General features: G+C 54.9%; 12 protein-coding genes. 7 read left to right on the plus strand and 5 right to left on the minus strand.

The features are described 5' to 3' along the window. Nucleotides 1-38: 38 nt before the first annotated feature. Nucleotides 39-1,691, plus strand: coding sequence for an alpha-keto acid decarboxylase family protein (locus HV314_RS08095; protein ID WP_181547812.1), 1,653 nt, complete (start codon nucleotides 39-41; stop codon nucleotides 1,689-1,691). Here the strand turns inward: HV314_RS08095 and HV314_RS08100 are convergent, their stop codons facing one another. Next, complete coding sequence (locus HV314_RS08100; protein ID WP_047416352.1) at nucleotides 1,692-2,927, minus strand: ion channel protein; 1,236 nt, start codon at nucleotides 2,925-2,927, stop codon at nucleotides 1,692-1,694. Between the two features lie 204 nt (nucleotides 2,928-3,131). Between HV314_RS08100 and glk the strand changes: the two genes are divergently transcribed. The 6 genes from glk (at nucleotide 3,132) to ptsP (ending at nucleotide 10,575) form a co-directional block, all read left to right on the plus strand. Next, nucleotides 3,132-4,097 carry a glucokinase gene (gene glk / locus HV314_RS08105; protein ID WP_016153902.1) on the plus strand — a complete coding sequence of 322 codons (966 nt, stop codon included), beginning with the start codon at nucleotides 3,132-3,134 and terminating at the stop codon, nucleotides 4,095-4,097. Nucleotides 4,098-4,318: 221 nt separating this feature from the next. Continuing rightward, nucleotides 4,319-4,645, plus strand: coding sequence for a PTS fructose transporter subunit IIB (locus HV314_RS08110; RefSeq protein ID WP_003028254.1), 327 nt, complete (start codon nucleotides 4,319-4,321; stop codon nucleotides 4,643-4,645). A 20-nt stretch (nucleotides 4,646-4,665) separates the two neighbouring features. After that, nucleotides 4,666-5,913, plus strand: coding sequence for a PTS fructose transporter subunit IIC (locus HV314_RS08115; protein WP_047416349.1), 1,248 nt, complete (start codon nucleotides 4,666-4,668; stop codon nucleotides 5,911-5,913). A gap of 17 nt (nucleotides 5,914-5,930) precedes the next feature. Further along, a complete protein-coding gene (gene ypdF, locus HV314_RS08120; protein ID WP_104651190.1) occupies nucleotides 5,931-7,016 on the plus strand; it encodes an aminopeptidase in 1,086 nt (361 codons plus the stop codon). Beyond that, the gene (gene ypdE, locus HV314_RS08125; RefSeq protein ID WP_181547813.1) at nucleotides 7,016-8,056 is read left to right on the plus strand and encodes an aminopeptidase; all 1,041 of its coding nucleotides are present in this window, start codon (nucleotides 7,016-7,018) and stop codon (nucleotides 8,054-8,056) included. Before ypdF ends, ypdE begins: the two co-directional genes overlap by 1 nt. A 23-nt stretch (nucleotides 8,057-8,079) precedes the next feature. Further along, complete coding sequence (gene ptsP, locus HV314_RS08130) at nucleotides 8,080-10,575, plus strand: phosphoenolpyruvate--protein phosphotransferase (RefSeq protein ID WP_181547815.1); 2,496 nt, start codon at nucleotides 8,080-8,082, stop codon at nucleotides 10,573-10,575. 77 nt (nucleotides 10,576-10,652) lie between these two features. Here ptsP and HV314_RS08135 read toward each other — a convergent pair whose 3' ends face one another. The 4 genes from HV314_RS08135 to HV314_RS08150 all read right to left on the minus strand — a co-directional run bounded on the left by HV314_RS08135 (nucleotide 10,653) and on the right by HV314_RS08150 (nucleotide 14,266). Further along, nucleotides 10,653-10,841 carry a hypothetical protein gene (locus tag HV314_RS08135; protein WP_032931709.1) on the minus strand — a complete coding sequence of 63 codons (189 nt, stop codon included), beginning with the start codon at nucleotides 10,839-10,841 and terminating at the stop codon, nucleotides 10,653-10,655. 99 nt (nucleotides 10,842-10,940) lie between these two features. Next, the gene (locus tag HV314_RS08140) at nucleotides 10,941-11,804 is read right to left on the minus strand and encodes an AraC family transcriptional regulator (protein WP_181547817.1); all 864 of its coding nucleotides are present in this window, start codon (nucleotides 11,802-11,804) and stop codon (nucleotides 10,941-10,943) included. Nucleotides 11,805-11,819: 15 nt separating this feature from the next. Continuing rightward, nucleotides 11,820-12,554, minus strand: a complete 735-nt coding sequence (gene ypdB / locus HV314_RS08145; RefSeq protein WP_016153896.1) for a two-component system response regulator YpdB — start codon at nucleotides 12,552-12,554, stop codon at nucleotides 11,820-11,822. 14 nt (nucleotides 12,555-12,568) lie between these two features. Continuing rightward, nucleotides 12,569-14,266, minus strand: a complete 1,698-nt coding sequence (locus tag HV314_RS08150; RefSeq protein WP_029139619.1) for a sensor histidine kinase — start codon at nucleotides 14,264-14,266, stop codon at nucleotides 12,569-12,571. Nucleotides 14,267-14,336 lie beyond the last annotated feature (70 nt).

Raw genomic sequence — 14,336 nt, forward strand, 5'->3', positions numbered from 1 at the left:
ATACTCAACATGAGGTTACCGTCAGAAGGAAAGCTGTCATGCAAACCCCGTATTCCGTTGCTGATTATCTGCTGGACAGGCTGGCAGGCTGTGGTGTTGGCCATCTCTTTGGTGTGCCTGGCGATTATAATTTGCAGTTTCTTGATCACGTGATTGAACATCCCAGCGTACGTTGGGTCGGGTGTGCGAACGAGTTGAATGCGGCTTATGCTGCGGATGGCTATGCCCGGGTATCCGGGGTGGGGGCGCTGCTCACCACGTTTGGCGTAGGTGAGTTAAGCGCGATTAACGGTATCGCGGGAAGCTATGCGGAATATGTTCCTGTTTTGCATATTGTTGGCGCGCCCTGTCGCGGTGCTCAACGTCGCGGGGAGTTGATGCATCACACCCTTGGGGACGGTGATTTTCAGCATTTTTATCGTATGCAGCAGGCGGTGACGACGGCCAGCGCAGTGCTGGATGAACAAAACGCCTGTTATGAAATTGACCGCGTGCTGCGAACAATGCTCATCGAACGCAGACCGGGCTATCTGATGTTACCTGCTGATGTGGCAAAACAGCGCACCACGCCGCCGAATGACATCCTGATTGTTCCTCTGAGCGAGCCAGAAAGCAGCGTGGCAGAAGCGTTTCGCTACCATGCCCGCGAGCGGTTACTGGACAGCCCGCGCGTAGCGCTTCTGGCAGACGTTCTCGCGCAGCGCTTTGGCCTGCAGCCGGTATTGCAACGCTGGATGGCGGAAACGCCGATGGCCCACGCCACGTTGTTGATGGGCAAAGGGCTATTCGATGAGCGCCATCCGGCGTTTGTCGGCACCTACAGCGCTGGAGCCAGCAGCGACTATGTACGTCAGGCGATAGAAGATGCCGACACGATAGTGTGTGTTGGCACACAATTTGTTGACACTCTGACCGCCGGGTTTACGCAACAGTTACCACAGGAGCGCACGATTGAGGTGCAGCCACATGCCTCACGGATTGGAAACCGTTGGTTTAATGTCCCGATGGAGCAGGCGGTAACCACCTTGCGGGAGCTGTGTCTGGAGATGTCTTTTTCACTGCCGCCAGAACGCCCGCCAGTTAGACGTATTCAGGTTGAGAAGGGACCTCTGACGCAGGAAAATTTCTGGTATACGGTGCAGCAGTATCTGGCGCCCAATGACATTATCCTCGTCGACCAGGGGACCGCTGCATTTGGCGCGGCTGCGCTCATGCTACCCGGTGGAGCGGAGGTGCTGGTTCAGCCGCTGTGGGGGTCTATCGGCTACGCGCTCCCGGCTGCATTTGGCGCGCAAACCGCCTGCCCGGACCGCCGGGTGATCCTGATTATTGGCGATGGTGCGGCGCAGCTCACCATTCAGGAACTGGGCTCTATGCTCAGAGACGGGCAATCTCCCGTTATTTTGCTGCTAAATAATGACGGCTATACCGTGGAGCGGGCTATACATGGGGCAAATCAGCGCTATAACGATATCGCTGCCTGGAACTGGACGCAGGTGCCGCAGGCGTTTCGTCGTGAATGTCAGGCGGAGTGCTGGCGTGTGGAGCAGGCGGTACAACTGGAAGAAGTGCTGGCCCGTTTGTCCCATCCGCAACGATTGTCGTTCATTGAGGTGGTACTACCGAAAGCCGATCTTCCTGAGCTATTGCGCACGGTGACCCGTGCGCTGGAAACGCGTAACGGAGGCTAACTACTTATCGGTACGCTCGGCGATCATCATCGGTTTGCCCGCCAGTAGCAGCCAGGCGGGCAGCATGACGATGCACAGCAGCGGCAGCAGGGTGGAATCTGGCACCACCACTGCTGCCATAAACAGGCTCAGCCAGGCGTCACGGGTGACGACCAGCACCAGTCCAAGAATCGCGCAGGAGACGGTAATGGCCGCTGGCACCGCTTCAACGTGGGCGTGCAGCATCAGGCCAAGCGCGACCCCAACGAATACTGCCGGGAAAATTCGCCCGCCGCGAAAACCACTCGCAGCTGCAACCACTAATGCCGCCAATTTGATCACGGCGAGCATGAAATAATCCGATGCTCCCAGCGTCTGGCTAAATGCCATTTGCTGCATTTCGTCCAGTCCTTTAAACAAGGTAAGCGGTCCGCCGATAACGCCTAAAATGCCGAGGATTAAGCCGCCAGCCCCAAGAATCAGGACCGGGTGTTTCAATCGATGTATTAAATGGTGTAAACGCGGCAGACACCAGACAGCCACCATCCCGGCGGCAATGGCGATGGCGGCAACGACCGCACCGCTGAGGATATCGATCACATGCATCTGCGTGTAGTGCGCGATAGGCAGTGAAAAATGGGGGTGAAAAAACAGACTGGTGGTCAGCGAGCCCGCGGCGGCGGCCATTAACGGTGCAAACAGGCGATCCCATAAGGGAACATTGTCCGAGCTATTCAGCGTTTGTGAAAAGACCAGCGCGGCGGCAACGGGGGTGCCAAATAGCGCGCCAATGGTGCCGGCAGAGGCGAGGATGGTCCAGTCCAGCTTAGCAATGCGGGGAAACATACGGCTGCCGAGCGCCACAGCCAGTGCGATATTCACGGTCATGATCGGGTGTTCCGGACCCAAACTGACGCCACCCGCCAGGCCGAGGATGAGCGCTGCCAGCAAGCCCGGAATTGCTGAGGTGGGGACCGGCATTCCAATTAACGGCTCACAGGCAGGATCCGGTCCTGCGTGACCCTGGCTGTAGCGAATAACTAACCCGACCATGATCCCCGTGAGCGTCAGCATGCCGATAATCCACAGCGGAGAGTCCTGGGCAATACCGATGCTAACGGGCAGGCGTTCCCACAAAAATTGCTGTAAAACGGACGCCACTTTCATCACAACGATCAACACCAGGCTGGAGGCAATACCAATAATTAGCGCAGGAGTTGATAGCAAGAGCATCGTTCTGGCTCGTGGATGAAGCATATTCTATTCCTTAAAACAGAGTCATAGACATAGTTTGCACAGCCTGCGCAACCGCATCGCTGCAAATGGTGCTGAAACGATAAAGTAATTATGTGATCTGGATCGATTTTCCACGGGCATCAGCCTTCAGGGCGTTGTTGTTATGCCCCCATGAATTTACAGTGTGGCAAAGATTTATTCTGACTTTAGCGGAGCAGTGGAAGAATGACAAAATATGCTTTAGTAGGTGATGTTGGCGGCACCAACGCGCGTCTTGCTCTGTGCGACATTGCCAGCGGCGAGATTTCGCAGGCAAAAACCTATTCCGGGCTGGATTACCCAAGCCTCGAGGCGGTAGTACGCGTATACCTGGATGAGCATAGCGTCAGCGTCGAGGATGGTTGTATTGCCATTGCCTGTCCGATAACCGGTGACTGGGTGGCAATGACCAACCATACCTGGGCATTCTCTATTGCTGAGATGAAAAAAAATCTGGGCTTCAGCCATCTGGAAATCATCAATGATTTCACCGCCGTGTCGATGGCGATCCCGATGCTGAAGAAAGAGCATTTGATCCAGTTTGGCGGTGCGGAACCTGTTGAAGGCAAACCGATTGCTGTCTATGGCGCAGGTACCGGACTCGGCGTGGCGCATTTGGTGCATGTAGATAAACGCTGGGTGAGCTTGCCTGGTGAAGGCGGTCACGTGGATTTTGCGCCTAACAGCGAAGAAGAAGGGATTATCCTTGAGGTCCTGCGTGCGGAAATTGGTCACGTTTCCGCAGAGCGCGTACTGTCAGGTCCGGGGCTGGTTAATCTGTATCGCGCCATCGTCAAATCAGACGGGCGCCTGCCGGAAAATCTGCAGCCGAAGGATATCACCGGGCGTGCGCTGGCTGATTCCTGTATCGACTGTCGTCGCGCGCTGTCGCTGTTCTGCGTCATCATGGGGCGTTTTGGCGGCGATCTGGCGTTAACGCTGGGCACGTTTGGCGGTGTGTACATCGCTGGCGGCATCGTACCGCGCTTCCTCGACTTCTTTAAAGCTTCGGGTTTCCGTGGTGGTTTTGAAGATAAGGGGCGTTTTAAAGCCTACGTACAGGATATTCCGGTATATCTGATCGTGCATGATAACCCGGGCCTGCTTGGTTCCGGTGCGCATCTGCGCCAGACGCTGGGCCATATTTTGTAAGACCAACGCCGGACGGTGCACAGCGCTTATCCGGTTTACATATATCCCGCAAAACCGCGTTTATTACGCGGTTTTTTTATGCCTGCCGCCCGCCTTTCCGACCTTCGTCACATTTCCGAATGGCGGGATTATTTGTCCAGTAAAAGCATTATTTGTCTGATAACGGTCGTTACTTTCCCCGGACCATAATTTCACTCGTTAACTATTACGAGGAAATGATTATGAGCAAAAAACTGATTGCCGTTTGCGCGTGCCCAATGGGGCTGGCCCATACCTTTATGGCGGCTCAGGCGCTGGAAGAAGCCGCGGTTGAAGCGGGTTATGAAGTGAAAATTGAAACCCAGGGTGCGGACGGAATTCAAAATCGCCTGACGGCGCAGGATATCGCAGAGGCAACGTTGATCATCCATTCTGTTGCCGTTACTCCGGAAGATAACGAGCGTTTTGAGTCGCGTGACGTCTACGAAATTACGTTACAGGACGCGATAAAAAATGCAGCCGGCATCATCAAAGAGATCGAAGAGATGGTTGCCGCTGAACAACAATAATCATCGACAGGGAATTACGTATGGCCATTAAAAAACGCAGTGCAACCGTTGTGCCTGGCGCATCTGGTGCGGCAGCGGCAATAAAAAATCCACCGGCCTCCCGCAATAGCTTCTGGGGCGAACTTCCGCAGCATGTGATGTCGGGTATTTCGCGCATGGTACCGACGTTAATTATGGGCGGGGTAATTCTCGCCTTCTCGCAACTGATCGCCTATAGCTGGCTCGATATTCCTGCTGACACCGGCATCATGGATGCGCTGAACAGCGGAAAATTCAGCGGTTTTAATCTCTCATTACTGAAGTTTGCCTGGCTGTCGCAATCTTTTGGCGGCGTGCTGTTTGGTTTTGCTATTCCGATGTTTGCCGCGTTTGTCGCCAACTCTATCGGCGGTAAGCTGGCGTTTCCGGCGGGGTTCATTGGTGGACTGATGTCCACTCAGCCCACGCAGATACTGAATTTTGACCCAGCGACGCTGCAATGGGCAACCAGTGCCCCCGTCCCGTCAACCTTTATTGGCGCGCTGATTATCTCGATTGTCGCCGGGTATCTGGTGAAGTGGATGAACCAAAAAATCCAGTTGCCTGATTTCCTGCTGGCATTCAAAACCACCTTTTTACTGCCCATTCTTTCCGCGATCTTCGTCATGTTGGCGATGTATTACGTGATAACGCCGTTTGGCGGGTGGATCAACGGCGGAATTCGTTCTCTGCTGACGGCGGCTGGAGAGAAAGGCACGCTGATGTACGCGATGGGGATTTCTGCGGCAACGGCGATTGACCTCGGCGGTCCGATTAATAAAGCCGCAGGATTTGTCGCCTTTAGCTTTACTACCGATCACGTTCTGCCGGTAACCGCACGCTCCATTGCCATCGTGATTCCTCCAATTGGCCTCGGGTTGGCTACGCTTCTCGATCGGCGCTTAACCGGCAAACGCCTGTTCAGCGCACAGCTCTACCCTCAAGGGAAAACGGCAATGTTCCTCGCATTTATGGGCATCAGCGAAGGGGCAATCCCGTTTGCGCTGGAAAGCCCCATCACGGCAATTCCATCCTATATGGTTGGCGCTATTGTCGGATCGACGGCTGCCGTCTGGCTGGGGGCGGTGCAGTGGTTCCCGGAATCGGCTATCTGGGCATGGCCGCTGGTCACTAACCTCGGCGTCTATATGGCGGGGATCCTGTTAGGTGCGGTGATTACGGCGCTGATGGTGGTGTTCCTGCGCAACATGATGTACCGCAAAGGCAAATTGCTGATTGAAAGCCTCTGATTAGAAGGATTGTGACCATGAGCTTACTTGCCTCGCTGCGTGACTGGCTAACGGCGCAACATCTCGATGCGATGCTGCTGTCATCGCGGCAGAATAAACAGCCGCATATGGGGATCTCCAGCGGTTCAGGGTTTGTGTTTATCAGCCATCAAAGCGCGCATATCCTGGTCGACGCCCGTTACTACACCGATGTCGCTACGCGTACTCAGGGCTATCAGATCCATCTACTTGATGGCGCGCAGACGCTGTATTCACGGGTGAATCACATTATTGCTGACGAAAAGCTGCAGACGGTGGGATTTGAAGGTGAGCAGGTAAGCTGGAATACGGTAAATGGATGGTCGGGCAAACTGCGTGCCCGACTAGTGAGTGCCGTGCCGGATGTGCTCCGGCAGGTAAAAACGGCGCAGGAGATAGCCTGCATTCGCGAAGCCTGCCGGATAGCTGACCTTAGTGCTGAACATATTCGCCGCTTTATTCAACCTGGCCTCAGTGAGCGCGAAATCGCCGCTGAACTGGAGTGGTACATGCGCACGCTCGGTGCAGACAAACCCTCTTTTGACACCATTGTCGCCAGCGGCTGGCGCGGCGCGCTGCCGCACGGTAAAGCCAGCGACAAGCGTGTCGAGGCGGGTGAGTTCATCACGCTGGATTTTGGCGCGCAGTATCAGGGCTATTGTTCGGATATGACGAGAACCTTTCGCATCCCAGACGCAAACCAGCCAGCGGAAGAAAGCCCGCTGTTTTCCGTGTATCAGATTGTCCTGGCGGCGCAGCGTGCGGCGGTGGCAGCAATTCGACCAGGTCGGCGTTGCCATGAGGTTGATGCCGCAGCCAGGCGGGTCATTACGCAGGCGGGCTATGGCGATGAGTTTGGTCACAATACCGGACACGCTATTGGCATTGAGGTGCATGAAAATCCCCGTTTTTCCCCCACCGACGCGACTCCTCTGGCGGCTGGCATGCTGCTCACCGTTGAGCCAGGTATTTATCTGCCGGGGCAGGGAGGCGTGCGTATTGAGGATGTGGTGCTGGTTACGCCAGACGGCGGCGAGGTGCTCTACACCATGGCGAAGACATTGTTACACACGGGAGAAGCGTAATGGACTTATCGCTACTGAAGGCGCTGAGCGAGGCGGACGCGATCGCCTCTTCAGAACAGGAAGTGCGGCAGATCCTGCTTGAAGAGGCGGATCGTCTGCATAAAGAGGTGCGCTTTGACGGCCTGGGATCGGTGCTGATCCGTCTGAATGAATCAACCGGTCCGAAGGTAATGATCTGCGCGCATATGGATGAAGTGGGATTTATCGTGCGCAGTATTTCCGGCGAAGGAGCGATCGATGTATTGCCGGTGGGAAATGTGCGTATGGCGGCCAGGCAATTGCAGCCAGTGCGGATCACCACCCGTGAAGAGAGCAAAATTCCCGGTCTGCTCGACGGAGTGCGCAGCGGTAATGACGTCAGTGCGCTGCAGGTGGACATTGGCGCGCGGTCTTATGACGAGGTACTTCAGGCCGGCGTACGCCCTGGCGATCGCGTCACCTTTGACACGACGTTTCAGGTTTTGCCGCACCAGCGAGTCATGGGCAAAGCCTTTGATGATCGACTTGGATGTTATTTGCTGGTGGCGCTGCTGCGCGAATGGCATAACGCCATTCTCCCATGCGAGGTCTGGCTGGTGGCCAGTTCCAGTGAAGAAGTGGGACTGCGCGGAGGACAAACGGCAGCACGCGCGGTCGGCCCGGATGTGGCGATCGTGCTGGATACCGCCTGCGGGGCCAAAAACTTTGATCATGGTGCGGCCAACCATCGGCAGATTGGTAATGGCCCGATGCTGGTGTTAAGCGATAAATCGCTGATTGCCTCGCCAAAGCTGACGGCGTGGGTTGAAAGCGTGGCCACCGATGCGGGCATTACCCTGCAGCTTGACATGTTCAGTAACGGCGGCACTGACGGCGGGGCGGTGCACGTAAGCGGTACGGGGATCCCCACGGTTGTCATGGGGCCAGCTACGCGGCATGGACACTGCGCGGCGTCGATTGCCGACTGCCGTGACATCATCCAGACGCAGCAGTTGTTGTCGGCTCTTCTTTCACATCTTACGTGCGAAACCGTGGTTCATCTGACGGATTTCAGGTGCTGATTTCGCGCTAATCAGGAGTTGTTATGCTAACGATTCAATTTCTTTGCCCGCTACCCAATGGCCTGCATGCGCGTCCGGCGTGGGAGCTGAAAGAGCAGTGCAGCCGGTGGCAAAGTGAGGTGATATTTCTTAACCATCGCCAGAACGCCAGGGCTGATGCGAAAAGCTCGCTGGCGCTGATTGGCACCGGGACGCTGTTTAATGACAGTTGTAGCTTAACCATCACCGGTCGCGATGAAGAACAGGCCCGGCGAGCGCTAGAGGAGTACCTCCTGCACCGGTTTATTGACAGCGACAGCGTTCAGCCGACGCCGGCGGAACTGGCGGCGCATCCGTTGCCGCGTTCGCTGATTCGCCTCAACCCAGACCTTCTTTATGGCACCGTGCTTGCAGGGGGCGTAGGGGCGGGTTCGCTCACGCTTTGGCAGAGCGATAATCTGGAAAGCTATCGCGCGATTGCGCCGAGTGCGGAAGACAATACCCGGCTGGAGCATAGTCTGGCGACGCTTGCCGAACAGCTCAATCAGCAACTGCGCGAGCGTGAGGGTGAGAGTAAAACCATCCTCAGCGCCCATCTGTCTCTGATTCAGGACGACGAGTTTGCCGGGAATATTCGTCGCTTAATGCTGGAGCAGCATCTGGGGTTAGGGGCGGCGATTATCGCCAATATGGAGCAGGTGTGCGACAAGCTGTCGGCCTCCGGTAGCGATTACCTGCGCGAGCGCGTTAGCGATATCCGTGATATCAGCGAACAACTGCTGCACATCACCTGGCCTGAAAGACGTCCGCGCAATGCGCTGGTGCTGAATAAGCCGACGATTCTGGTCGCTGAGGATTTGACGCCCAGCCAGTTTTTAAGCCTCAATTTGCAGCATCTGTCAGGCATGATCCTGGAGAAAACAGGGCGCACATCGCACACCCTGATCCTTGCTCGCGCGTCGGCTATTCCGGTGCTTAGCGGCTTGCCGCTGGAGGCCATTAGCCGCTATGCAGGCCAGCATGCGGTACTGGATGCCCGCTGTGGGGTACTGGCCATCAATCCAGACGATGCGGTTCGCGGTTATTACGCGATTGCGCAGAAGCTGGCCGATGAATGCCAGCGGCGGCAGGCGCTGGATGCCGCCCAGCCCGCGCTGACCAAAGATAATCAGCGTATTGACGTTGCAGCGAATATCGGTACCGCGCTGGAAGCGCCGGGGGCGTTTGCCAATGGCGCGGAAGGGATTGGGCTGTTTCGTACTGAAATGCTGTTTATGGACCGCGACAGCGCTCCCGACGAGCAGGAACAGTTTGAAGCCTACCAGCAGGTCTTATTGGCCGCGGGCGACAAGCCGGTTATCTTTCGCACCATGGATATTGGGGGGGATAAAAATATCCGTTACCTCAATATTCCGCAGGAAGAGAATCCGTTCCTGGGCTACCGCGCGGTGCGAATTTATCCGCAGTTTGCCGGACTGTTTCGCACGCAGCTGCGCGCCATCTTACGTGCGGCAACCTTCGGCAATGCGCAACTGATGATCCCAATGGTGCACAGCCTTGACCAGATTTTGTGGGTAAAAAGCGAACTGCAAAAAGCGCTGGTGGCACTGAAAGCCGACGGTTTACGCCATGCTCCGACAATTTCATTGGGGATTATGGTTGAAGTGCCGTCGGTGTGTTACATCATCGACCATTTCTGCGATGAGGTGGATTTCTTCAGTATTGGTTCAAACGACATGACCCAGTACCTGTACGCCGTCGATCGTAATAACCCGCGCGTTTCGCCGTTGTACAACCCGATTACGCCGTCGTTCCTGCGAATGTTGCAGCAGATTGTCCGCGTGGCGCACGAACGCGGTAAATGGGTGGGCATTTGCGGCGAACTGGGGGGCGAAGGACGCTATTTACCGCTGCTACTGGGCTTAGGACTCGACGAGCTGAGCATGAGCAGTCCACGTATTCCGGCGGTGAAAAGTCAGCTTCGTCAACTGGAGGGCCAGGCATGCCGTGAACTCGCCATACGGGCCTGTGAGTGCCGTAGCGCTCAAGAGATAGAAGATCTGCTAAACCAGTTTGCACCGCAGAAAGACGTGCGTCCGCTACTGGCGCGGGAGAACATCTTTGTTGGTGAATCTCTGAGTAACAAAGAGCAGGTGATTCAGTTTCTGTGCGGCAATCTGGGTGTTAATGGGCGAACTGAACATCCGTTTGAACTGGAGGAAGATATCTGGCAGCGCGAAGAGATAGTCACCACTGCTGTCGGTTTTGGTGTGGCTATTCCGCACACTAAGTCCCAGTGGATCCGCCATTCCAGTATCAGTATTGCCCGGCTTGCTCATCCCGTTGACTGGCAGTCAGAGATGGGCGAAGTGGAACTGGTTATCATGCTGACGCTGGGGGCTGATGAAGGCATTAACCACGTGAAGGTCTTCTCGCAGTTGGCGCGTAAGCTAGTGAACAAGCCGTTCCGCCAGTCGTTGTTTGCCACAGAAAATGCCGACAGTATTCTCGCGTTGCTGGAGGCGGAACTGACGTTTTAAGCTTCACTGAAAGAGCGCTCTCCAGCCTGCGACGATCTGGTTGCAGGCTGGATGAACGCGACCGGAAAGCGACATCATCAATGTGGCGCGTTTGGCACCGGCAGTTTCCCGGCTCTTAAGAGCGTCATTTCTTGCTTACAGAGCAGAACCACCGCCTGGCGAGCTTTAACACGGCGGGAGGTAAGGGCTCTTTTCACGGTCTGACGATCCGCACCTGATTCCAGCATCTGAAAACACATCAGGGAGAGTGCACGTCTGTTTTTCATCGCATATTCACTTTATTGAGTAAGCCTGCAGGGGGAGCTACATGCCGTTATTTTACAACGATGCAAACGGATATTACTAACCTGTTGGTGTTGTCTCACTTAACGTGCTGACTGAAAACGTACGCTGTACTCTCCCGGCGTCAGGCCAAACTGACGCCGGAACAGGCGGCAGAAATAATTACTGTCCTGATACCCGCACCGCTGTGCGACTTCGCTAATCGACAGATGGTATTTCTGTAAGATGATGCGCGCCTTCGCCATTCTGACCCACCGCAGGTACTCGACGAACCCCATGGTGCCGTGCTGGGCAAACACTTTTGACAGGTGGTTGGGCGTGATATTAAAAAACTGCGCTACGCTTTCCCGGGTCAGCGGTTGGGCATAGTTATCCTGCACCCAGTTACACATACTGTGATAGAGAAATTCAGCGCGCGGACGTTCTGTGTCAGGGCGGGTATTCACCACGCTACGACACAGATGCAGCAGGCTAAGCACCAGCGGCTGAATAATATCCTGGGCCTGAGCAGAGCGGCTTAAATGGGTTAATGCGGTGAGCATCGCCTCGCCTTCGCCGCGCTGCGGATGTGGTAACTCAATACGGCGGATCGGACGTAACAGCGATGCCGTTCGATTATCGTAAAAAGAGAGCCCCAGCCAGGCCGGAGAAAACACCAGACTCAGTAGCATCACGGGTTTATCGCTGCCGGGCAAATTCGCCGCTTTCGCCGGGATAAACAGCATGTCGCCTTCTGGCAGGCTATGCTGCTGTTTTTCCAGTTGATTACTGTATTCGCCACGCAGCACGATATCGAGGCGCGGAAGGTCAATACACAAACTGCCGGGCGGTAACGTGCTGGGCTGGGGCGCGAACCACACGCGGCCAAGACGCTGCGGGTTCAATACCAGGCCGCTGAACAGATCGGCGAAAAACTGTTGGTCTGCGGGGAGGCCTGGCTCTTTCATCGCTCTTTCTCTGTGCTATAAGTGCATTAACTGCCTGAACTCTTTCACTTTACTCCGACTCACCGGGATTTCAAATTCCAGATCTTTTAAGCGCAAAATGTAGGTGTTGTTAAACCAGGGTTCGATCTCGCGGATTTTATTCAGATTCACACAGAACGAGCGGTGGCAGCGGAAGAAATGCGAAGCAGGCAATTTGCTGCAAAATTCAGTGATGTTCATCGGCATCACGTACGATTCGCGCCGGGTGTAGACAAACGTCATCTTTTCATGGGCTTCTGCGTAGTAGATGTCGTTGATCGGGGTCACGATGATCCGCTCATCTTTGATCAGATTGATCGTATCGTTTTCGCGGGTCACCGGACTGGCAGGCGAGGTTCCCGTTTGCTGTTGCTGCCAGGCTGCTTCCAGCTTTTGCAGCATGCCGACGATGCGTGATTCCTGATACGGCTTCAGGATGTAGTCAAAAGCCTCCAGTTCAAAGGCTTCAACAGCGTGCTCTTTCCACGCGGTAATAAAGACAATAAAGGGCTTGTGCGCGAACTGGCTGATGTTTTGCGCCAACAGGACGCCATCCAGCGAGGGAATATTGATATCCAGAAAAATGGCGTCAACGCGGTTGTGCTGGAGGTATTTCAGCACGTCCAGACCGTCGTCAAATGTGCCGACAATCTCCATTTGGCTGTGCTCTTTTATCAGCCAGCTAAGTTCCTGTTGGGCCAGGAATTCATCTTCAACAATGATGACTTTCACGACTTCACTCCTGGTTAAAGCAACAATGTGGCCGGTGCGGCTGCGGGCGAGTGCTGATTAGGCACATAAAAGGCAATCTCAGTGCCTGGCTCCAGACGGCGGATATGGAGGCCCTCGCCGTAGAGCAGCTTAACGCGATGATGCACATTCAACAGACCAATTTTATTGCCCGGCATTTCATTGGATTCGACCCGTTCAATCACTTTTGGATCGATACCGTGGCCCGTATCCCGCACGGCAATTCGTACCCGATTACCGCACTCCGCAACGCTGATAGTGACCACCCCTTTTCCTTTGCAGGGCTGAATCCCATGGACGATAGCGTTCTCTACCAAAGGCTGAATCAGCAGGCTGGGAATATAACAGCTTACCTCTTCATCGATATCATAAATAACCGTCAGCTTGTCGCCAAAACGGGCCTGCTCGATGGCGATGTAATCCTTGATTTGATACAGCTCTTTTTTGATGTCGATCTGCTCATCGTCTTTTAATTCAATATTATAGCGAAGATAGCGCGATAAATTAAAAATCAGCTGGCGCGCAGTGTCTGGATTCAGCCGCACCGACGATGAAATTGCGTTCAGGGCGTTAAACAGGAAATGGGGATTTATTTTACTTTGTAGCGCACGCAGCTCTGCCTTATTTGCCATTTCGCGTAGCTGCTCCGCCCGGGAGACTTCCAGCTGAGTCGAGATAATTTGCGACAGGCCGATGGCCATTTCTTGTAGCGAGGAGGTTATCTGGTGGGCGTGACAGTAGTAGATTTTTAGCGTACCGGTGACAACACCTTTCTCCCAAAGCGGAATCACCAGCATGGAGTGTATTTCTGGCGTACGGTGCGCTTCATCATTGTTTTTAATGATGATTTTTCCGTAATTGATCGCCTGTTGCGTAGTCGGACTGACGAAATCATCATTATCGCGGTAGTTAAGTTCACCCACGCCAACGTAGGCCAGCACGTGCTGGGTGTTGGTAATAGCGACGGCATCAGCATGGATATCATGGCGAATAATTTCGCACACCTGGCGAAGCGATTCGCTATTGACCTGGCGAAAAAGCGGCAGAGTTTTGTTGGCGATATCCAGAGCCAGCTTAGCCTGCTTCGCGGCGCTGGCTTCTTTCTCGCCTTCCACGCTTTGCACCAGCATGACGATAAAACCAATGCAGACACTACCCAGAATCATTGGGATGCCGATTTTCGAAACGATATCCAGCCCCAGTTCGGTGGTGGGCGCCCAGGCGACGACGAGGATCATGGTCAGAGATTCGCACAGCATTCCGCCTAAAATACCCGCACGCCAGTGTTGCGCTTTGGGGATCCTACGGTTGATCCAGCCGGCAATGCAGCCTGCCAGAATGCTGGTGATAAAGCAGGGCAGGGCGGTTACGCCGCCGATGTCGATCAGGTAGCGGTGGGTGCCCGCGATCAGGCCTGTAATGATACCGACCCAGGGACCGAACAGAATTCCCCCTGACATGACGGCGATAATACGTACGTTAACCAGTGAGCCTTCAACCGGTACGCCGGACCAGGTACTGAACAGGGCAAACATTGAGAAAATCGCGGTAACGGCGAGCAGCTCTTTCGGGGAGTGGGCTGACTTGTGCAACAGTTCGCGAAACAGGCGGATACGAATCAGGAAAAACAGACAGAACAGCATCAGCGCTGCCCGGTCGAATACCGCCAGCAGCATATTGAATATTTCGTGCACGGGTGACTCTTGCGCAAGGGTTAAACCTCTATGATAGGTAACCTGAGGCTGGATGGCCAGCACCCGCGCA

The sequence above is a fragment of the Citrobacter sp. RHBSTW-00887 genome, assembly GCF_013728095.1.
GTDB classification, from domain to species: Bacteria; Pseudomonadota; Gammaproteobacteria; order Enterobacterales; family Enterobacteriaceae; genus Citrobacter; species Citrobacter braakii.

Bases quoted from the DNA above. Each gene is read 5' to 3' on its own strand.
- HV314_RS08140 (WP_181547817.1), bottom strand. From the start codon at position 11,804: ATGAAAGAGCCAGGCCTCCCCGCAGACCAACAGTTTTTCGCCGATCTG.
- HV314_RS08115 (WP_047416349.1), top strand. From the start codon at position 4,666: ATGGCCATTAAAAAACGCAGTGCAACCGTTGTGCCTGGCGCATCTGGT.
- HV314_RS08095 (WP_181547812.1), top strand. From the start codon at position 39: ATGCAAACCCCGTATTCCGTTGCTGATTATCTGCTGGACAGGCTGGCA.
- HV314_RS08135 (WP_032931709.1), bottom strand. From the start codon at position 10,841: ATGAAAAACAGACGTGCACTCTCCCTGATGTGTTTTCAGATGCTGGAA.
- HV314_RS08100 (WP_047416352.1), bottom strand. From the start codon at position 2,927: ATGCTTCATCCACGAGCCAGAACGATGCTCTTGCTATCAACTCCTGCG.
- ypdF (WP_104651190.1), top strand. From the start codon at position 5,931: ATGAGCTTACTTGCCTCGCTGCGTGACTGGCTAACGGCGCAACATCTC.
- glk (WP_016153902.1), top strand. From the start codon at position 3,132: ATGACAAAATATGCTTTAGTAGGTGATGTTGGCGGCACCAACGCGCGT.
- HV314_RS08110 (WP_003028254.1), top strand. From the start codon at position 4,319: ATGAGCAAAAAACTGATTGCCGTTTGCGCGTGCCCAATGGGGCTGGCC.
- ypdE (WP_181547813.1), top strand. From the start codon at position 7,016: ATGGACTTATCGCTACTGAAGGCGCTGAGCGAGGCGGACGCGATCGCC.
- ptsP (WP_181547815.1), top strand. From the start codon at position 8,080: ATGCTAACGATTCAATTTCTTTGCCCGCTACCCAATGGCCTGCATGCG.